Origin of the sequence: Tritonibacter aquimaris, from assembly GCF_009617595.1 — a bacterium.
In the GTDB taxonomy this organism is placed as follows: domain Bacteria; phylum Pseudomonadota; class Alphaproteobacteria; order Rhodobacterales; family Rhodobacteraceae; genus Epibacterium; species Epibacterium aquimaris.
In genome coordinates this window covers 282,550-302,854 of record NZ_WIXK01000004.1, presented here as the reverse complement: position 1 = coordinate 302,854, position 20,305 = coordinate 282,550, and the positions used below count along the sequence as shown (strand labels likewise).

Here is a 20,305-nt window from a genome sequence, read left to right as displayed (position 1 = left end):
GCTTTGATTGCACAGGGGTAATCCCGCAATGCCCTTCTGCAAATACATAACGGTAAGGATCGCAAGCACAGATACAGTAGCCATGTTCAGTAGCCGTGTTGCAGAAGGCTGCGGACCTGCCCCCCCCCTTTAGGAATCTCTACATCATCGGCTATGCGCATTTTGAATGCAGGTTCCTTCAAAACTGGAAAAACAGCATGGCGCAGGCAATTGCCCGCTTTGAAGTCCGGCCTGCCAACACGCGCTAGAATATGGCGGGACACTGCGCCGTTCCCGGACCGGCTGACCAAATCCGCAAAACTTCTTGTTAATAAAATCGCCCTGTCAGAGGCCACCCACGGCACGGTGTTTTCCAAATTCACACATATGATCATCACTCAAAGGCCAGAAATAACAGTATCCCATGATACATTTACCCAAAAACAGATGCTGTTTTCCTCTTATCTTTCAGAGAAATACCCGCTTCGACCGAATACCCCACCTCAGAAAGATAAAAATTTTTGGATCCAAAAGCAGAAAGTCGTTTTCCGCAAATCTACCGGTAATCTGTTGTTTAGAAAGACCTGCCACGACTGAACGCTATCTGCTTGTAAATGGGACCACGGTGCATGCGTTCAGCATTGAATACTATCTCAGGAAAACTCCTGATAACGATCACCCTAGCTATTACCTTGCTGGCGGTGAGTTTCTCAGTCGTAAAGGTGTGGCGTGTTTCAAACGCCGTGCATCAACAAACGCTTGAGCACGCCACCCTGTCAGCCTCTGACATTTCCAACACTCTTGCGTCAGAACTGACCGGGGCCACCGCCACCGCTCTGGCGATGAGTGGTGCCTTGAGCGGTTTTCTGCAAAAAGAGCCCGTGGCGGCCAATGATGTGTCTAATCTGCTGAAAGGCGTATCAGAACAGCATGGCTCTGGCTTTTTCACCTGGATGGCCGCCATTCCCGGTGGCATCGCAGATACGCGGATCATCGGCGACGAAGGTCGGAACGCTGACGGGGTGTTTACCCCCTATTGGACCAAATCTGACAGCGGCGCACTGACGTTTGAAACCTTTACGTTCAAACCTGACACTGATGCAGAATGGTATCGCGATCCAATCGTCACTGGCGAAGTCTTGATCACCGAACCTTACCTGTCACAGGAGGAACGCCTGCTAACGTCGGTTGCAGTGCCGGTTTTCTTGAATGGCAAAGTGGCTGCAGTTGCGGGCGTTGACATCGTGCTCGACAACCTCACAGAACTGGTCGCCGGGCTGTCTGTCTTTGAAGGTGGCTCTGTGATGCTGCTTGGACAGAGCGGCAACTGGCTTGCAAACCCGGACACTGACCTGCTGACCAAAGCCTATGAAGGCCCCGGTGCCGATGCGATCACCACCGCGGTTGAAACCGGCGCTTTGCAGATTGTCTCTGATCTTTCCGATGGCACAACCCGGCTCTTTTACCCGTTCACAGCCTTTAGCATGAACAAAACCTGGGTTGTGGTAATGGATGTCCCCCGTGATGTCTTTGTTACCCCCGTGCGGGAAAGCATCAAGGAAGAGCTGATCGTCAACGGGTTGCTGCTGGCCTTCACCCTGATCACCATCTTCTTTGCCACCCGCAAAATGGTGCAACGGCCGCTGTCGAAAATGCTGATCTCGATCAACGCCCTGTCTGAAGGTCGGGTCAACCAGGACAATGATCTGCCTAAAGGCAAAGACGAGATTGGCATCACTGCCGCGGCGCTTGAAAAGCTGCGTCAGGGCCTTGTTGAAAAACAAAACATCGAACAAGGGCAGCTTGAAGCACAGGAAAACCAGAAAAAGATTGTGCAGTCTCTGGCCGATGGGATGCAAAAACTTGCCAGCGGTGATCTGACATCCAAGCTCAATGAAGCTTTCCCAGAGCATTATGAACAGCTGCGTCAGGACTTTAACGCCACTGTCGACACGCTGGGTGGTATGGTTTCACAAGTTGTGGACAGCGCACAAAGCATCCGAAGCGGCGCGGCTGAGATCAGCCAAGCCTCTGACGATCTGTCCCATCGCACCGAAAGCCAGGCTGCAACGCTCGAAGAGACGGCGGCCGCACTGGATGAGCTGACCGCATCGGTAAAATCCGCAGCCGACGGGGCCCGCGAGGTTGAGGCAACAATGACAGAGGCACGCCACGAAGCGGAAAACAATCGCACCGTGGTTCAAAATGCGGTTTCTGCGATGACTGAGATTGAACAATCGTCCAATCATATCGGGCAGATCATTTCCGTCATTGATGATATTGCCTTCCAGACCAATTTGCTTGCACTGAATGCAGGGGTCGAAGCCGCCCGTGCGGGCGAAGCTGGCCGCGGTTTTGCGGTGGTTGCAAGCGAAGTGCGCGCCTTGGCGCAACGTTCTTCCGATGCAGCGATGGAGATCAAGTCCTTGGTGCAGGAAAGCTCGCAGCAGGTTGATCGCGGTGTGACCCTGGTTGGCAAGGCTGGTGAAGCCCTGCAAAGCATCGTGCAGCAAATTGCCAAGATTTCCGAACAGGTGTCCGGCATTGCTGAAGGTGCGGCAGAACAATCCACTGGGCTGCACGAAATCAACACCGGCGTCACCCAGCTCGATCAGGTCACCCAGCAAAACGCCGCTATGGTGGAAGAAGCCACCGCAGCGGGCCATCTGCTCAACACGGATGCGGGCAAGCTGGCTGAAATTGTTGGCCGCTTTAAGGTGTCCGGCGCATCTGCGATGCCGCTCGCTCCGCCATCACAGCCAAGCAGCGCCCCCAGCGCACATGGTGACGACGACTGGGGCCTAGAAGAAACAGCGCCTGCGCCAATGGCCGCCAACGGCTCCAATAAGATATGGCAGGACTTCTAAATGCAACAGGCCGTGGCTGCCCCTTCAGGGGTGGCCACGCCATCGCGCGCCTATAGGCATGCGCACTTTAACGCAAGAATAGGTTCTCCCTAGTCCCGCGCGAAGATGCAGCAATCATTTCAAAAGCTTAATTGGTACGGGCGGCGGGACTCGAACCCGCATGGCCTAAGGCCGAGGGATTTTAAGTCCCTTGTGTCTACCATTCCACCACGCCCGCCTGCGGGTTCAGAGCCCAAGCTCAATGCAACCACAGCGTCAGGGATTGATCTACCTGCCACGCGCGGCGGCGACAACCAAAAACTTGCTTGAAACGGGCTGTTACAGCTCCTGTTCACCTGTGGCCAAAGGGCCGCCGGGTGCGATCAGGCCACGTTCCGGCAACCAGGGGTTCAGCCGCATCGCTTTGTGCAACACGCGGCGCGCCTCAGCAAAGCGTTCGAGCCCCAAAAGCACCAGCGCCTGACCGCTCATCGCCGCCACATGACGCGGTGACAGCTCCAGCGCGCGCTCAAGATCCGGCAGCGCCGCCTGATAGTCCTGTTGCAGGAAATAAACAAAGGCGCGCTGATTATAGCCCTCGGCATAATCGGGGCAGTAATCAATCAGCGTCGAGAAATCCTCCAACGCGCCAAGAAAATCATAGCCCCGACGCCGACGCATGCCGCGATCAAGGATCTCTTGTGAAACCTCATCCGGGGCATCCGCCCAATACTGCCACATCTCATTGGAGAGCTGCTGTGCCGCGCCTTCATTCGGGGCGGACTGAACCTTGCCAATCAACGCATCAAGTGCCGCCTGATGATCCGGCGCTGCGGGGCATGCAGCCCAGGCAGACACCGGGAGTAGTCCAATAAAAGCCAATATACGCATACTGACATGCTGGCGCAGAACTTAAGATTCGCAAAATGTCTTTTTTGTGGGGGCTAAAGCGTCTGTGACCCGGTCTGTTCTTTTACCGCTTGCATCGCCACATAGGTGGAAGTGGACGCCACATGCGGCAGAGCTGATATTTTCTCGCCCAGAACCTCGCGATATTCCTTCATTGAATGGGTGCGCACCTTCAACAGATAATCAAAATGCGACGCCATCAGATGCGCCTGCTCGATCTCCGGTATCTTTGAAATTGCTGCATTAAAAGCCTTTAGCGCCGCCTCCCGCGTGTCGCTCAGCTTCACCTCCACAAAGGCCACGTGATCAAGCCCAAGCCGGATAGGATCAAGCATCACCCGATAACCTGTGATGATACCTTCGGCCTCCAGCCGTTTCAGCCGCGCCTGCGTGGGGGTTTTGGTCAGACCAATCCGGCGCGCCAGATCCGCCACAGAAATCCGCCCATCTTCCCCCAAAACAGTCAGGATCTGACGATCATAGCGGTCTAAGCTCAATAAGTTCATTTAAACCACCAATATCCTTAATTTTGGTCTAGTAGACCTTAATATCCAATATTTCAGCCGAACAGACCAGATAAAAACGGGCATACTGTTTAAAACACCTATAACAGTTGGGGATCACTCATGACCACATACCCGCGTCTGCGCGATTTGATTGATCAGGAAACCTATGTGGACCAGAGCGCAAAACGCGATGCTCTGGTGGAACTGGCCGCCCTGTCAAAAGAAGACCGTGAAAAAATCTCTGCGCGTGCGGCAGCGCTTGTTTCTGACATCCGCGGCCATTCCGCACCAGGCCTGATGGAGGTTTTCCTGGCGGAATACGGCCTTTCGACCGACGAAGGCATTGCGCTGATGTGTCTGGCCGAAGCGCTGCTGCGGGTGCCGGATGCCGATACCATTGATGCGCTGATCGAAGACAAGATCGCGCCATCTGACTGGGGCAAACATCTGGGTCATTCGTCATCTTCGCTGGTGAATGCATCAACTTGGGCCTTGATGCTGACAGGTAAGGTGCTCGACGAAGAGCGTGGGCCGGTGGGCGCGCTGCGCGCGGCCATCAAACGTCTGGGTGAGCCGGTCATCCGCACCGCCGTTGGACGCGCGATGAAGGAAATGGGCCGTCAGTTCGTGCTGGGCGAAAGCATCGAGAGCGCGATGAAACGCGCAAACGGCATGGAAGAGAAAGGCTACACCTACTCTTACGACATGCTTGGCGAAGCCGCCCGCACCGAAGAAGACGCCGCCCGCTATCACCTGTCTTATTCCAAGGCGATCTCCTCCATCGCGGCCGCCTGCAAATCCAGCGACATTATCGAAAACCCGGGCATCTCGGTAAAACTCTCTGCGCTGCACCCACGTTATGAGCTCGCGCAGGAAAAATCGGTAATGGAACAGCTGGTGCCCCGCCTCAAGGCGCTGGCGCTTCTGGCCAAAGCCGCCAATATGGGCCTGAATGTGGACGCCGAAGAGGTCGACCGCCTGTCGCTGTCACTGGAAGTGGTGGATGCAGTGGCCTCTGATCCGGCACTGGCTGGCTGGGACGGCTTTGGCATGGTCATCCAGGCCTATGGCCCGCGCACCAGCGTGGCGATTGATGCCTTTTATGACATGGCCGTCAAATACGACCGCAAATTCACCCTGCGTCTGGTGAAAGGCGCCTATTGGGATACTGAGGTCAAGCGCGCCCAGGTCGAAGGCATCGATGGCTTCCCGGTTTACACCTCAAAGGCGCTGACCGATGTGTCCTATATCGCCAATGCGCGCAAACTTCTGGGGCTGACAGATCGGATTTATCCGCAGTTTGCCACCCACAACGCCCATACGGTTTCTGCGATCCTTCACATGGCCGACAAAGGCCAGCCGTTTGAATTCCAGCGCCTGCATGGCATGGGCGAGACCCTGCACAAGATGGTGTTGGAGCAAAACAAAACCAACTGTCGCATCTACGCCCCGGTTGGCGCACACCGCGATCTGCTGGCCTATCTGGTACGGCGTCTGCTGGAAAACGGTGCAAACTCATCCTTTGTGAATCAGATCGTGGATGAAAACGTGCCGTCTGCGGTGGTGGCTGCCGACCCGTTTGAACAGATCACAGATCTGAGCAGCCCGATCCCAACCGGACCAGAGCTTTTTGCACCGGAACGCCCAAACTCCAAAGGTTTTGACCTTGGCCACGCGCCAACACTTGCCCGCATTGAGGACGCACGCGCGCCGTTTGCAGCGAAAACCTGGGACGCCGCCCCGCTTTTGGCGATGAAAGCAGCGCCTGACGCCACAAACGACGTCACCAACCCATCGGATCTTTCCGCAATTGGCACGCTTTCAACGGCCAGCAGCGATGATGTGGAAGGCGCGCTGGCCAGTGCTACCCCTTGGGACGCTCCTGCGGATGAGCGCGCAGCCATCCTCAATCGCGCCGCCGACCTTTATGAAGAGAACTTCGGCGAACTCTTTGCCATTCTCGCCCGCGAAGCAGGCAAAAGCCAGCCAGATGCGGTGGCAGAGCTGCGCGAAGCGGTTGATTTCCTGCGCTATTACGCAGCCAATATCCCCGCTGCCAAACCCGCGGGCATTTTCACCTGTATTTCGCCTTGGAACTTCCCACTGGCGATTTTCACCGGCCAGGTTGCTGCCGCGCTGGCTGCTGGCAATGCGGTGATTGCAAAACCAGCCGAGCAAACCCCAATTGTTGCCTACCGCGCGGTTGAAATGCTGCACGAAGCAGGCGTGCCACGCGCAGCACTGCAATATCTGCCAGGCTCCGGTCGCAAAATCGGCGGTGCCATCACCGGCGACAGCCGTATTGGTGGCGTGGCCTTCACCGGCTCCACCGGCACCGCCATGCGCATCCGCGCCGCAATGGCCGATGGCTGCAAACCGGGCGCGCCGCTGATCGCAGAGACAGGCGGTCTGAACGCAATGATCGTGGATTCCACCGCCCTGCCCGAACAAGCCGTGCAATCCATCGTCGAAAGCGCATTCCAATCTGCGGGCCAACGCTGCTCCGCGCTGCGCTGCCTCTATGTGCAAGAAGACATCGCCGATGACCTTCTGAACATGCTGAAAGGCGCAATGGACTGCCTGAATATGGGCAACCCCTGGCATCTTTCGACCGATTGCGGCCCGGTGATCGACAAGGGCGCGCGCGATGGCATCGCGGCCCATATCAACACTGCCCGCACCGAGGGCCGTGTGCTGAAGGAACTCACCGCCCCCACCGAGGGCACCTTCATCGCGCCCACCTTGATTGAAATCACCGGTATTGCCGATCTCAAAGAAGAGATCTTCGGCCCGGTGCTGCATGTGGCCCGGTTCAAATCTGGCCAGATCGACGCGGTGATTGATGCCATCAATGCAACCGGCTACGGGCTGACCTTTGGTCTGCACACACGGATTGATGATCGGGTGCAGCACGTTTGTGATCGGGTGCATGCGGGCAATATCTATGTGAACCGCAACCAGATCGGAGCCATCGTGGGCAGCCAGCCCTTTGGCGGCGAAGGTCTGTCTGGCACCGGCCCCAAGGCAGGTGGCCCGCTCTACCTCAGCCGCTTCTGCGCACCAGACCGCCAGAACAGCGCAGCAAATTGGGATATGCCCATGGCCGCGCTGCCCAAAACCACAGACTCAGGTGCCGCGCCAGAAACGCAGTCTCTCCCCGGTCCCACCGGTGAATCAAACCGTCTGACCACTGCACCGCGCCCACCGCTGCTATGCGCAGGCCCCGGCGCTGAGGCCGCTCGCGCCCAGGCCGAAGCCGTACGTGCAATGGGGGGCATTGCCCTTGAGGCCAATGGTCAGCCAACTGAATCCCTGCTCACAGGTGATCAAGAAATTTCCGGCGTGCTCTGGTGGGGCGATGATGCCAGCGCCCGCAAAATTGAGCAGGCACTGGCCCGCCGCAACGGTGCCATTATCCCGCTGATCCCCGGCCTGCCTGACCGCGCCCGCGTGATGGCAGAGCGCCACGTCTGCGTTGACACCACAGCCGCAGGCGGCAACGCCGCACTCCTGGGTGGAAAAACCTAAGACAGAACCTTGACGCTGGACCATCGCAGGTCCAGCGTCACCCTATGTTTCCTTTGCGCGATCATACCCCATCACAGAACGTACCCTTTGTGACCATTTCTTTGATCGTGCTGAACAGTGTCATCTATATCTATACGCTGCAGATCATAGACCTGGCGGAGTTTCAGACGCTGCTTCTGCGCTTTGGTGTTTTGCCAGCAGCCTGGCCCGAAGACGGAAATTTCAACACGCTTTTCACCTATATGTTCATGCATGCGGGTTTTCTGCACCTTGTGGGCAATATGATGTTCCTCTGGGTCTTTGGCGACAATCTCGAACATCAGATGGGCCCATTTTGGTATCTGGTATTCTACCTCAGCTGCGGCGTGGTTGCAGCCGTGGTTCACGCCATTGCCCTGCCACATTCCGAACAGCCCCTCATCGGGGCCTCTGGTGCGATCTTTGGCGTAATGGGCGCGTATTTCCTGCTCTACCCGCGCGCAAAAATCGATATTCTGGTGATCCTCATCATAATCCCACGCATCTTTACAATCTCCGCACTCTGGCTGCTGGGCGGGCGGCTGGCCTTGGATGTTTTTTGGGTACTTCAGGCAGATACGAACCTCTCACAAGTGGCGCATTGGGCCCATATCGGCGGGTTTGCTGCGGGTCTGATCCTATGCTTGCCCCTTTGGCTCGCGCTGGGGGCAACAGCCTTCTGGCGCAGCGCCCCCACCGCACCACCGAAACCTGCCTCAAACCAAGGGCGCCCCCGGAACAAAACCCGCTCTGGACCCCGGGGAGATGCGCGCGCGCAAAAAAAACCTGCCACATCGGGAAAATCTGGACCCTGGGGAAAATAGCGCCCCCAAGCTTTCACCTTTTTTCAAATACTCCCGCCGGAGGCTCCCGCACTCAAGCCTAGACCAGGCGTAAAAAAACGCGCCCACCTTGCGGCAGACGCGTTCTGAAAACTCAGTTGCAGCTCACTCAGCCGCGGATCGTCTTGGCGAAACTTTCAAAGATCACTTCATTGCCGCAGATCACTGTGCCGCTCTCAAGGATCTTCTCTTCCGCGTCCAGTGCCTGGGCAAAACCACCAGCTTCTTTCACGATGATGATGCCAGCGGCCAGATCCCAAGCGTTCAGGCGACGCTCCCAATAGCCCTCATAGCGGCCAGCCGCCACATAAGCCATATCAAGCGCAGCTGCGCCCCAGCGGCGTACACCTGCACAGGCAGGTGCAATCTGGGCCATGTCCTGAATGGTTTCGGGCAGGTCCGCCCGGCCACCAAACGGGATGCCAGTGGCAAAGATCGATTCAATCATCCGGTGGCGCGCCGACACACGAATACGGGTGTCATTCATCCAGGCACCCTCGCCTTTTTCGGCAAAGAACATCTCATCCTTGGCAGCGTCATAGATGACACCGGCCACCACCTTGCCCTTATGCTCTAGCGCGATGGAAATCGCCCAATGGGGCAGGCCGTGCAGGAAATTGGTGGTGCCATCCAGCGGATCGACAATCCAGCGACGGGTCGGGTCTTGCCCCTCATCCTCGCCGCCCTCTTCGGCCAGCCAACCATAGGTCGGGCGCGCACCCATCAGTTCATCTTTGAGGATCTTTTCCGCTGCAATATCAGCGCGGCTGACAAAATCCCCGGCCCCTTTGGAGGACACCTGCAGATTTTCGACCTCGCGGAAATCTTTCACCAGCGAACGGCCCGCCTTACGAGCGGCCTTGATCATGACATTGAGGTTTGCGCTACCAATCATTGTATGGCTATCCTTGGACGGGGAGATGTCGGTCAAAGCGTGCGTATACGCGCCCTTTCCCCCGTTGCCAAGGGGGCACAAGAGCAGAAAGACTGCATTTCCTGCAGGTCAGACCTGCAATTTGCGCGCCTCACTCTTTGCCAGGCGAATAAGCTCCTGCACAAAGGGTTTTTCAGCGTCTTCACTGCGGATCGCCGCATAAAGCCTGCGGGTAATCCCAGCCTCGGTCAGCGGGCGCGTGACATAGTCGGAATTATACTTCACTTCGCGCACCACCCAATCGGGCAAAACGGAAACGCCCCGGTTGGAGGCCACCAGCAGCAAAATCACCGCCGTGAGCTCAACCTGGCGCACACTGCCCGGCTCAACCCCAGCCGGGATCAACAGCTGGCTGAACACATCCAGCCGGGTTTTCTCAACCGGGTAAGTAATAAGCGTCTGGCCAAGAAAATCCTCTGCTTCCACAAAGGGTCTTTCTGCCAGCGGGTGCTGGCTAGAGGCCACAAACACCGCTTTATAGTCAAACAGCTCGATGAAGGTCACGCCGGGGATGTCTTCGGGGTCTGATGACACCACCAGATCCACCTCTTCTTTCTGCAATGCAGGCAGCGCATCAAAGGCCAGACCCGGGCGAATATCCACATCTACATCACCCCAGTTCTTGCGAAAGCCTTCAAGCACCGGAAACAGCCATTCAAAACAGGCGTGGCATTCAATTGCGATATGCATCCGGCCCGTCTTGCCACTGCGCAGCGCCGAAAACTCCGCCTGCGCGGCCTCGACCTGGGGCAGAACCTGATTGGCAAGGCGCAATAGTCGCAGCCCGGCCGCCGACAGTTTTAATGGTTTGGAGCGGCGCAAAAACAGCTCCACCCCGGTTTGCTCTTCCAGGCCCTTGATCTGATGCGACAACGCGCTTTGGGTGATGTTGAGCTGATCCGCAGCCCGTGCAAGCCCTCCCGACTCGTGAATCGCCTTGATCGTACGCAGATGGCGGAATTCGATATGCATGGGTGACGGGTCCAGATGATGAGAATTTTTGATAGTTTAGACAAGGTTTCGATGCGAGTGCAGCGCAATTGCCGCATCCACCGGCCCAAATCCCGCGAAACAGTCATATAAAGCAGCTATTTGGGCCACGTTAAACCATTTGCAAGCGACCATGTGGTATTCAATTACGACACCGAAACCATATCCAGCTCATGTTATTCTTGAATATAATGAATTTGCCTCACAAAGAATAGCATGCAACAAGGGACGAAATCGCCAAAAGGACTTATGAAAATGAGCACACCTGAAATCTCTTTTGAGTTCTTCCCGCCAAAGTCGCTGGAAGCATCTTTTCGTCTTTGGGATACGGTTCAGGTGTTGGCGCCTATGGCACCGCGTTTTGTTTCTGTCACCTACGGTGCTGGCGGCACCACCCGTGAGCTGACCCGCGACGCGGTAGCGACATTACATAAATCTTCGGGCCTGAATGTGGCGGCGCATCTGACCTGCGTGAACGCCTCGCGCGCCGAAACCCTGGAAATTGCGGATCAATTTGCCGAAGCCGGTGTCAAAGAACTGGTGGCGCTGCGGGGCGATCCACCAAAGGGCGACGGCAGCTTTACCCCCCATGCGGACGGGTTTGCCAATTCGGTTGAACTGATTGAAGCGCTGTCAGCCACTGGCAAATTCAACATCCGCGTTGGTGCCTATCCTGATCCACACCCCGAAGCGCCAAACGCGCAGGCGGATGTGGATTGGCTCAAGCGCAAGATTGATGCGGGCGCAAATGAAGCGCTGACCCAGTTCTTCTTTGAGGCAGAAACCTTCTTCCGCTTCCGCGACGCCTGCCAGAAAGCGGGCATAGACGGCGACCTGATCACGCCGGGCATTCTGCCGATCGAAAACTGGAAAGGCGCGCGCAGCTTTGCCAAACGCTGCGGCACCCATATCCCGACCTGGGTGGATGACGCTTTTGAAAAGGCGGCGCGCGACGGACGCGAAGATCTGCTGGCCACCGCGATCTGCTCTGAGCTTTGCACCGATCTGCTGGAAGGTGGCGTAAAGCGGCTGCATTTTTACACGCTGAACCGCCCCGAGCTGACCCGCGACGTCTGCCATGCGCTTGGCGTGCAGCCCAAAACGATATTGGAAAACGTGGCCTAAAACGCCAGTTTCCATTAAAAACCTCTCAAAAAGGCGTGCGAAAGCGCGCCTTTTTATCTTGGTGCAACGCTCTCAAACATCCTCTTTAACCACGCATTCACCGCCCAAACATATTCAAGTTCCAGAAACCAAGCTTGAAGGACTGCAGAATGCACATTTCCCCCATAACGGAGCCAATCTCCGTCTCAGGTGCCGTTGCAAAAACTGCACGCGCCGCCCACGGAACGGATGCTTTTGGCTCCGGCCACACCGCCGTTTTCACCCAAATCGATGCTGTCAAAGCCCGCTATGACATGACCAACATCAGCGCGCGCGAAGTTGACCAAACCGCCAAGGATCTAATGAATGCGGGCTATAAGGACATTGTGCAAATTGGCAGGCTGTTGATCCAAGGGGAACAATGGCACCTACAGCAGGATGTCATGTTGGCAGATGCGACCCGTGAGACCGGTGTCGCATATGAAATTGCGCCAATGGATCCAACCCAGAAACTCAATCTGGTTGCAAAGGCAGAAGCAGATATCGAATACCTGCTAAGCATCGGCAAAGACACAAAATATGCCAAAGAGTTCCTTGGATTTCTGAAATCCTTTTACGGCAAAAACAATGCAATCCCCGCTGCGAGCACCAGAGTTGCAGCCGCAGCTGAGGCCGCACTGGCGCGCCAGAACACTACGTTGAATTAAGGGCTTAGCGACCGCGCATCAGGCGATAGATATCTGCGCCGGGCATAGCATCGCGCGCATAGGTAAAACGCCCTTCCTCCAGCACCTCGGTGGTGGCGCGCATGACCGCGCCCAAAGCCGCGCGCGCAAGCGATCCGCCAAGGCTGATCCGCTTCACCCCGACTTCAGCCAGCTGATCAATGCTAAAGGCCGCATCCGTCAACCCCATCACCACATTCACCGGTTTATCAAGCTCACGACACAGCGTACGAATATCGTTGAGATCGCGCATACCGGGGGCAAACAACACATCTGCGCCCGCCTCCGAAAAGGCCTGCAGCCTGCGCAACGTGTCGCCAAAATCAGGCCTTCCACATAGATAGTTTTCCGCCCGCGCCGTCAGCAAAAACGGCTGCCCCCGCGCGGCCTCTGCTGCGGCGGCCACCCGTTCAACAGCGGCTTCAAACGCGTAGATCGGCAAATCAGGATCTCCGGTTGCATCCTCAATCGACCCGCCCACAAGCCCGACACTGATCGCCGCGTGAATACTTTGGGCGCAGCACTCAGGCTCCGCGCCAAACCCATCCTCCAGATCACCAGAAACAGGCAAATCGGTTGCGGCCACAATTTCCGCAGCATTGGCCAAAATCTCTGCCCGGCTGAGTGTGGCATTGGAATCGCGCTTGCCCTTGGAAAACGCATAGCCCGCACTGGTGGTTGCCAGCGCCGGAAACCCCTGTGCCGCCAGTAAACGCGCGGTGCCCGCATCCCAGGGATTGGCCATCACAAAAATCGCGCTTCCCTGATGGAGCGCAAGAAAATCCTCATATTTCTGCTGCTGATCTTTTGTCTGATTTTCCATGGCACGCCCTCCTACGGGCAGCCTAGCAAAGCACGAACAAAATGAGAACAAAAATCAACGCGCCGAGCGCCCAACAAGCACCCGCCAGCTTTCGTCGATCTCATCAGAGCGGTTGCGCACACTGCTGTGGAGCCGCTCATCCGAGCAGGCCCCAACCTCGCGTTTGCTGCGCAGCATGAAAATCTTACCCCAGCCGCGCCAAGTGCCAACCGAGGGGGCGGCAGGATCTACCGGATAGCGCATGCGCCAGTCCTGCGGCAGCGGCAGACCGCAGTCTTCTGCGCGCTCCAGCATCCATACCAGCGAAATATTGGCCAACGGCCGCGCCTCTTCAAAGCCACCAAGATGACCGCCCACATCCCCGTGGGTTCCGCGAAACCAAACCTGCTCCACATGGCCCTGCCAGCCCTCGGGACAATCCCAAAGCACCGGGCCAAACACCTCTCGGGTCTCATCCAGAGCCAGCGCATGAAAACCGTTTCTGACATGATGGCCCAGCGCGTGGTTGTGGAAATTATGCTGGTTCTCTGCCCAGCGCCACAACAGCGGCAGCCGCAGTCCCAGCGCCTTGACCGTATCCCAGACGCCGACCATCTCGATTTTTACATCCGGGTGGCAATAGGCGTTGCGAAAAGCTTCGGAAAACGGGGTTGGACCATCCTTGCGATAATGGCGATAAGCGGTGCGAATATTGCGCACCGTGGTCTCTTCGGCGCGCAGCAACCCCACCTGATCAATTACTCCCGCAAGCGATCGCACCGCATAAGCCCCACGCGAATAGCCAAACAGATAGATGGTATCACCGGGGCGATAGCGCGACGCCAGATAGCCATAGGCGCGCCGGATCTGCCGGTTGATGCCCCGCCCCATCATCACATCAGGCGCGCTTTTCCAACCGCTCCACTGAATGCCGGATTCGTAAAACACATTGATGCGCCCGCCCATCTGCTGACACAGGCGAAACACCTGCCCGGCATGGGTTTCAAACCCTTCGTCCAGCGTTGACATGGTGCCATCCAGGATAATCACATGGGCTTGTGGTCCGCGCTGCTTAACTTCGGCAGAATGCTCAGACAGCAAAGGCCGTCCAAGCCACGCCAGAAATTTATTTTGCAGCCGTCTAAATCCCATCCTTACCCACTTCCACTTTGCGCCAGAAAAGGCGCGTGAGACAGGGGGCAGGTTTTTACAGAAACAGCCCCAGCTGCCTCTCTTCTTCAGAGTAGCCCAAAATCGCTACTGTCGGTATCAGATTTCCACACAATTGCGGCAAAACCGCGTTACATGGCCCCGGCAGAGGAATAAGCGCCTATGCACAAGGATCGCGCAGAAATCTTACGATAGGGTAACGCGCGCTGCCTCGCGATCATCCGCCTGCAGTGCCAGCACTGTTACCACCTCAGAAACGCCATAGCCGTTAAACGCGGTGGTCATTGCCAGCGAATAGGCGCCAAGCCCGGGAAACAGTACGAAATCACCGATGTCCGCATCAGCTGCAAGCGGCAGCCCATCTGGCAGACGATCCAGACTGTCACAGGTGGGACCAAAGACAATACGCGGGCGCGCCTCCCCCATACGGTGCGATCCATCGGCCGCAACCACATGCACCCGCCCCGGCAGACCCATATCGCGAATATCAACAAGACCACCGTAAATACCATCGTTCAAAAACACCGTGCCCTGATCCGGGCGCAGCCCTTTGATACCTGCCGCCAGTGTAAACGCCTCTGACACCATGGCGCGGCCCGGCTCACAGATCAGCTCTGGGCTCTCAGTGCCTGAAACACCGGTGCCAAACACCTCAGCCTTGGCTTTTGAAATTGCAGCAAACACATGTTCCAGATCTGGCGCAGCGCCCCCACGATGGGCCGCAAAGCCACCACCCACATTCAGGCGCGCAACCGGAACGCCCGCGCGATCAACAATATCCTTGGCCGCATGGATGTATTCGACCCAGGCGGCTGCATCTTCGCACTGGGTGCCAGGATGGAAACACAATGCAGGCGTCCAGCCTTTTGCGGCAACCTTTTGCAACAACGCCACCGCCTCATCGGGGTTTGCACCAAATTTGCTACCAAAATCATAGGCCGCGCCTGCAACCGGCAAAGCAAAGCGCACCGCGATTTCACAAGAGCGCGGCACCGCGTCAAGCTTCTCCAGCTCACTGATGCAATCCACCGACCAGCTCACCACGCCGTGATCAATCCCCGCCTCAATCTCCAGCGCGGACCGCACCGGGTTGTTGTAATGCAGCGCGGCCGTGTCGCTTGCGTCGCGCACCGCGGCCATTTCCGCAGGCGAAGCCACATCAAAGGCGTTCACCCCCGCCGCCACCAGATTGGACAGCACAGAGGGGTGCGCATTGGCCTTCACCGCATAGGTCACCAGCCCATCAAAGCCATCCAGAAACCGATGCGCAGTGGCATGCAGCACCGCAGGAGAGAAAAACAGCACCGGCTGATCCGGGGCCACCCGCGCCAGATAGGTTTCGGGATCGCGCCATAGGGGGGGGATATTCTGCATCTTGGTCCTCATCCTCTTTTTATCAGGATCCCCGCTCTGCCCATCGTTTTCACGCGTCATATCGACTATAGTGACGATAAGATTCGTCTTATTGACAGGGTTACAATGCAAATTGACGCAACTGATCAGCAATTGATGGCGCTCTTGCGCGACAATGCCCGCCAATCGGTGGCCGAACTCGCCCGCCAGCTCGATCTGGCCCGCACCACGGTACAGGCGCGGCTGGAACGTCTGGAAGCATCGGGCGCAATTGCGGGCTATACCCTGCGTGTGTCACCGTTGATGCGCGCGCCGTTACAGGCCACCGTGCTGATCTCGGTTGAACCCCGCGCCGCCCCCGGCGTGCTTGACCGGCTGCGCAGCCTTGCGGGGGTTCAGGTGGTGCACACCACCTCGGGCCGGTTTGATCTTTTGGCGCAGGTCGAAGCACAAACCACAGAAGAGCTCGACAACACCATCGATCACATCGCAGGCGCGCGCGGCGTGCGATCATCGGAAAGCCTCATTCATCTGGCTACTAAACTAGATCGGATGGGGGCGTGAAGCGTTGGAGCGAACCGCTTGCAATCCGCTACCGATGGCGAACTAGTCGCACATTTATTGCCCCAGTAGGACACTGACAAATTGCGTATTCTTCGGCCATTTATTGTAGCGCTATTCTTCGCGCAAACCGCAACTGCGGAAGTTTTGCTGGGGCCGCTGCTCGAGGACGGCACTATAGTTACCGAAAAAGTACTAAACGAATTGAATGGACGCTCTCTTTATCTCTCCCCCGTTGCACAGCGTACGCCCCATTATCAGACCATTAACCAAGAGCTGGCACAGTTTCCTCAAGACCACTCTCAAAGCCGCCCGGACAGGACCAGAAGCGCTAGGCGCAGCCTGCCGGGCGCACGAGCGGCCTTGCTGTTGTAATCCCACCTTTTCCTCAACGCCCCTTTTCGATATGGGACGTAGCAACCACATGCGCCACGGCGCAGGACCAAATCAGCGCTTTAGGCGCAAGACAAAAACGCAGGATAGACGCATGGCGATGGAAAAAGCATTCAACGCGGCCCAATCAGAAGGCCGCCTGTTCGAGGCCTGGGAACAAGCGGGCTGTTTCAAGGCGGGCGCAAACGCCAAGCCCGAAGCATCGACATATTGCATCATGATCCCGCCGCCCAATGTCACCGGCGTTTTGCACATGGGCCACGCGTTCAACAACACGTTGCAGGATATTCTCATCCGCTGGAAACGCATGCAGGGCTTTGACACCCTGTGGCAGCCCGGCACCGACCACGCAGGTATCGCGACGCAAATGGTGGTGGAGCGTGAGCTTGCGAAAAACCAACAGCCAAGCCGCGCCGAACTTGGTCGCGAAGAATTCCTGAAAAAAGTCTGGGCCTGGAAAGAGCAATCCGGCGGCACCATCATTGGCCAGCTGAAACGACTGGGCGCGTCCTGCGATTTTGACCGCACCGCCTTTACCATGGCCGGTGCGCAGGGTGATACCCGCACAGGGCATGAGAATTCGCCGAACTTCCACGACGCGGTGATCAAGGTCTTTGTTGAAATGTACAACAAGGGTTTGATTTATCGAGGCAAACGTCTGGTGAACTGGGACCCGCATTTTGAAACCGCGATCTCGGATCTTGAGGTTGAAAACATCGAAACTCCGGGCCACATGTGGCACTTCAAATACCCGCTGGCAGGTGGCGCAACTTACACCTACGTCGAAAAAGACGAAGACGGCAACGTGACGCTCACCGAAGAGCGCGACTATATCTCCATCGCCACCACCCGGCCTGAAACCATGCTGGGCGACGGCGCGGTTGCGGTGCACCCGGATGATGAACGCTATGCGCCGATCGTTGGCAAACTGGTTGAAATCCCGGTTGGCCCCAAGGAACACCGCCGCCTGATCCCGATCATTACTGACGAATACCCGGATATGGATTTTGGCTCCGGTGCGGTGAAAATCACCGGCGCGCATGATTTCAACGACTATCAAGTGGCCAAACGTGGCGGCATCCCGATGTATCGCCTGATGGACACCAAAGGCGCGATGCGCGCCGATGGCGCGCCTTACGCGGAAGAAGCCGCCAAGGCGCAAGCCCATGCCAAAGGCGCGGAATTTACCGAAGGTGAGATCGACGCGATCAACCTGGTGCCCGACCACCTGCGTGGTCTGGATCGGTTTGAGGCGCGCAAAGCTGTGGTGGATGAGATCACGTCTGAGGGTCTTTCGGTGATGCAAACCATCACCAAGACCGTCAAAGGCGACGACGGCGAAGAGACCACCCTCACCGAGACCGTGCCAATGGTCGAGAACAAGCCGATCATGCAACCCTTTGGCGACCGCTCCAAGGTTGTGATTGAGCCGATGCTGACCGACCAGTGGTTTGTGGACGCCGAAAAGGTTGTTGGCCCGGCGCTCGATGCGGTGCGCGATGGCCGCACCAAAATCCTGCCGGAAAGCGGCGAGAAGGTCTATTATCACTGGCTGGAGAACATCGAGCCCTGGTGTATTTCACGCCAACTCTGGTGGGGACACCAGATCCCGGTTTGGTATGGCGCATCTTTTGAAAGCGTTCTTGCAGAGGACGGCTCTTTCTCGCATGAAAAGTTCAGTTACGAAGGCAAGGCGTTCTGTGCCTCATCGTACCAAGAGGCCGCTGAACTCGCGAAAGCTTATTATGCGGAAGCTAGAACGCCCGTAGTTGTGGCCGGTGAAGCACTGGATGCAAATGACGCAGCCAAACGCTCTATGGAAACCGACCACGAAGAAGGTGAAGCCTATTTCCTTTGGCGCGACCCCGATGTGCTGGACACTTGGTTCTCCTCCGGCCTCTGGCCGATTGGCACGCTGGGCTGGCCGGAATGGGGCGAAGAAACCTCGAAATACTTCCCGACCTCCACGCTTGTAACGGGCCAAGACATCCTGTTCTTCTGGGTCGCGCGGATGATGATGATGCAGCTGGCGGTCGTGGATGAGATCCCGTTTGACACCGTCTACCTGCATGGCCTGGTGCGCGACGCCAAGGGCAAGAAGATGTCGAAATCCACCGGCAACGTTGTGGACCCACTGGAAATCATTGACGAATACGGCGCCGACGCGCTGCGCTTTACCAATGCGGCGATGGCTTCCCTTGGTGGGGTCCTGAAGCTCGACATGAAGCGGATCGAGGGCTACCGCAACTTTGTCACCAAACTGTGGCAGGCGTCCTCATACGGCGACAACGTCATTGATGCCTTCAGCGCCGAACGCGGGGCCGAGCCACCCAAAGCCACCCTGCCGCTCAATCGCTGGATTATCGGCGAAGTTGCCAAACTGCGCGAAGAGGTGGACACAAGCTTTGACGCGTTCCGGTTTAATGACGCGGCCAATGGGATTTACGCGTTCTTCTGGAACACCTTCTGCGCGCGTTATCTGGAATTCACCAAACCGATCTTCCACGGTGACGATCAGGCGGCCAAGGATGAAACTCAGGCGGTCTATGCCTGGGCGATTGACCAGTCGTTGATCCTGATGCACCCGATCATGCCGTTTGTGACCGAGGAAATCTGGAACGTCACTGAGGGCCGCGGCTATGAGAGCGGTGAGGCAGCGCAGATGCTGGCGCACGCGGAATGGCCCAGCTACACCGCCGCTGATCTGGTTGATCCCGAGGCCGAGGCAGAGATGAACTGGGTGATTGCAGTGATCGACAACGTGCGTTCTGCCCGTGCTGAAGTGAACGTACCAGCCGGTGCCAAGGTGCCAATGGTGGTGACCCAGATCGATGCGCAGGGTCAGCAATACTGGGATCGCAACGAGGCGCTGATCAAACGCTTTGCCCGTATCGACAGCCTAACGGCGGTTGATGAAGCCCCCAAAGGCTGCATCGCCATTGCCGCGCCGGGCGCAAGCTTTGGTCTGCCGCTGGCGGAAATCATCGATGTGGCTAAGGAAAAAGCCCGCCTTGAAAAGAACCTCGGCAAACTCGCCAAGGAACTGGGCGGTCTGCGCGGCCGTCTGAAAAACCCGAAGTTCGCAGAATCCGCCCCGGCGGAAGTGGTGGCAGAAGCGCGCGAAAACCTCGCCGCACGCGAAGAAGAAGAGGCCAAAATCTCAGAGGCGCTTGCGCGGATTTCTGAGATCGCCTGATAAAACCAAACGCCTGCCTCTTCGTGAGGCGGGCGTTTTTTATTTTTCCACCGACGGATTTATCTGCGGGGAAAGTTTAACCTATTCTTATCATTGCCTTTGACACCGATCTGGGCCAGCCTGCATGAAAAGAGGAGGAAACCACATGCCAAAAGGCTATTGGGTGGCACATGTCGACGTCGATGACACCGAGCGCTACAAATCCTATATTGATGCCAATGCGGCCCCTTTTGCGGAATATGGCGCGCGTTTTCTGGTGCGCGGTGGCCCAAAAGAGGTGCGCGAAGGCAGCCTGCGCAGCCGCACGGTAGTGATTGAATTCAACGACTATGACACCGCCAAAGCCTGCTATGACTCGCTCAGCTACCAAGAGGCCAAGGCACTGCGCGATCCGGTCTCTACGGGCGACATGGAAATCATCGAAGGCTATGATGGCTAAACCGAGGGTG

Annotated in this window: 16 protein-coding genes and 1 tRNA gene; 9 read left to right on the top strand and 8 right to left on the bottom strand. The window is 57.1% G+C overall.

The window, feature by feature from the left end:
* The first annotated feature begins 153 nt into the window (after positions 1–153).
* Together GG681_RS09765 and GG681_RS09760 are read left to right on the top strand one after the other, a co-directional pair.
* On the top strand, positions 154–576 hold the full coding sequence (locus GG681_RS09765) for a hypothetical protein (protein ID WP_153547566.1): 423 nt from the start codon (positions 154–156) through the stop codon (positions 574–576).
* 32 nt (positions 577–608) lie between these two features.
* Entirely contained in the window at positions 609–2,846 is a 2,238-nt protein-coding gene (locus GG681_RS09760; protein WP_235899840.1) for a methyl-accepting chemotaxis protein, read from the top strand.
* 132 nt (positions 2,847–2,978) lie between these two features.
* Here the strand turns inward: GG681_RS09760 and GG681_RS09755 are convergent.
* The 3 genes from GG681_RS09755 to GG681_RS09745 form a co-directional block, all read right to left on the bottom strand.
* Positions 2,979–3,063, bottom strand: a tRNA-Leu gene (locus GG681_RS09755).
* A 101-nt stretch (positions 3,064–3,164) separates the two neighbouring features.
* Positions 3,165–3,716 carry a tetratricopeptide repeat protein gene (locus tag GG681_RS09750; protein WP_153547562.1) on the bottom strand — a complete coding sequence of 184 codons (552 nt, stop codon included), beginning with the start codon at positions 3,714–3,716 and terminating at the stop codon, positions 3,165–3,167.
* A gap of 53 nt (positions 3,717–3,769) precedes the next feature.
* Positions 3,770–4,240 (bottom strand): Lrp/AsnC family transcriptional regulator, encoded by a 471-nt coding sequence (locus GG681_RS09745; protein WP_153547560.1) that lies wholly within the window; start codon positions 4,238–4,240, stop codon positions 3,770–3,772.
* A gap of 120 nt (positions 4,241–4,360) precedes the next feature.
* Between GG681_RS09745 and putA the strand changes: the two genes are divergently transcribed.
* Together putA and GG681_RS09735 are read left to right on the top strand one after the other, a co-directional pair.
* Positions 4,361–7,768 (top strand): bifunctional proline dehydrogenase/L-glutamate gamma-semialdehyde dehydrogenase PutA, encoded by a 3,408-nt coding sequence (gene putA, locus GG681_RS09740; protein ID WP_153547558.1) that lies wholly within the window; start codon positions 4,361–4,363, stop codon positions 7,766–7,768.
* An 89-nt stretch (positions 7,769–7,857) separates the two neighbouring features.
* Positions 7,858–8,610: a rhomboid family intramembrane serine protease gene (locus GG681_RS09735; protein ID WP_194287171.1), complete on the top strand. Its 753-nt coding sequence runs from the start codon at positions 7,858–7,860 to the stop codon at positions 8,608–8,610.
* Positions 8,611–8,737: 127 nt separating this feature from the next.
* On the opposite strand, the gene GG681_RS09730 is transcribed toward GG681_RS09735, so the two are convergent.
* Both GG681_RS09730 and GG681_RS09725 read right to left on the bottom strand, forming a co-directional pair.
* Positions 8,738–9,523, bottom strand: a complete 786-nt coding sequence (locus tag GG681_RS09730) for an inositol monophosphatase family protein (protein ID WP_153547554.1) — start codon at positions 9,521–9,523, stop codon at positions 8,738–8,740.
* A 108-nt stretch (positions 9,524–9,631) separates the two neighbouring features.
* Entirely contained in the window at positions 9,632–10,534 is a 903-nt protein-coding gene (locus GG681_RS09725) for a LysR family transcriptional regulator (RefSeq protein WP_153547552.1), read from the bottom strand.
* Positions 10,535–10,807: 273 nt separating this feature from the next.
* Here GG681_RS09725 and metF point away from each other — a divergent pair, with 273 nt between their 5' ends.
* Both metF and GG681_RS09715 read left to right on the top strand, forming a co-directional pair.
* Positions 10,808–11,677, top strand: a complete 870-nt coding sequence (metF, locus tag GG681_RS09720) for a methylenetetrahydrofolate reductase [NAD(P)H] (protein ID WP_153547550.1) — start codon at positions 10,808–10,810, stop codon at positions 11,675–11,677.
* A gap of 149 nt (positions 11,678–11,826) precedes the next feature.
* Positions 11,827–12,363 carry a hypothetical protein gene (locus GG681_RS09715; protein ID WP_153547549.1) on the top strand — a complete coding sequence of 179 codons (537 nt, stop codon included), beginning with the start codon at positions 11,827–11,829 and terminating at the stop codon, positions 12,361–12,363.
* A gap of 4 nt (positions 12,364–12,367) precedes the next feature.
* Here the strand turns inward: GG681_RS09715 and GG681_RS09710 are convergent, their stop codons facing one another.
* The 3 genes from GG681_RS09710 to GG681_RS09700 form a co-directional block, all read right to left on the bottom strand.
* Positions 12,368–13,204 carry an isocitrate lyase/PEP mutase family protein gene (locus GG681_RS09710; RefSeq protein ID WP_153547547.1) on the bottom strand — a complete coding sequence of 279 codons (837 nt, stop codon included), beginning with the start codon at positions 13,202–13,204 and terminating at the stop codon, positions 12,368–12,370.
* Between the two features lie 54 nt (positions 13,205–13,258).
* Complete coding sequence (locus GG681_RS09705; RefSeq protein ID WP_153547546.1) at positions 13,259–14,335, bottom strand: DUF2235 domain-containing protein; 1,077 nt, start codon at positions 14,333–14,335, stop codon at positions 13,259–13,261.
* Positions 14,336–14,539: 204 nt separating this feature from the next.
* Positions 14,540–15,727 carry a type III PLP-dependent enzyme gene (locus GG681_RS09700; RefSeq protein WP_153547544.1) on the bottom strand — a complete coding sequence of 396 codons (1,188 nt, stop codon included), beginning with the start codon at positions 15,725–15,727 and terminating at the stop codon, positions 14,540–14,542.
* A 105-nt stretch (positions 15,728–15,832) separates the two neighbouring features.
* Between GG681_RS09700 and GG681_RS09695 the strand changes: the two genes are divergently transcribed.
* The 3 genes from GG681_RS09695 (at position 15,833) to GG681_RS09685 (ending at position 20,295) form a co-directional block, all read left to right on the top strand.
* On the top strand, positions 15,833–16,270 hold the full coding sequence (locus GG681_RS09695) for an Lrp/AsnC family transcriptional regulator (protein WP_153547542.1): 438 nt from the start codon (positions 15,833–15,835) through the stop codon (positions 16,268–16,270).
* 484 nt (positions 16,271–16,754) lie between these two features.
* Complete coding sequence (locus GG681_RS09690) at positions 16,755–19,856, top strand: valine--tRNA ligase (protein ID WP_153547539.1); 3,102 nt, start codon at positions 16,755–16,757, stop codon at positions 19,854–19,856.
* A 145-nt stretch (positions 19,857–20,001) separates the two neighbouring features.
* Complete coding sequence (locus GG681_RS09685; RefSeq protein ID WP_153547537.1) at positions 20,002–20,295, top strand: DUF1330 domain-containing protein; 294 nt, start codon at positions 20,002–20,004, stop codon at positions 20,293–20,295.
* Positions 20,296–20,305: the final 10 nt, after the last annotated feature.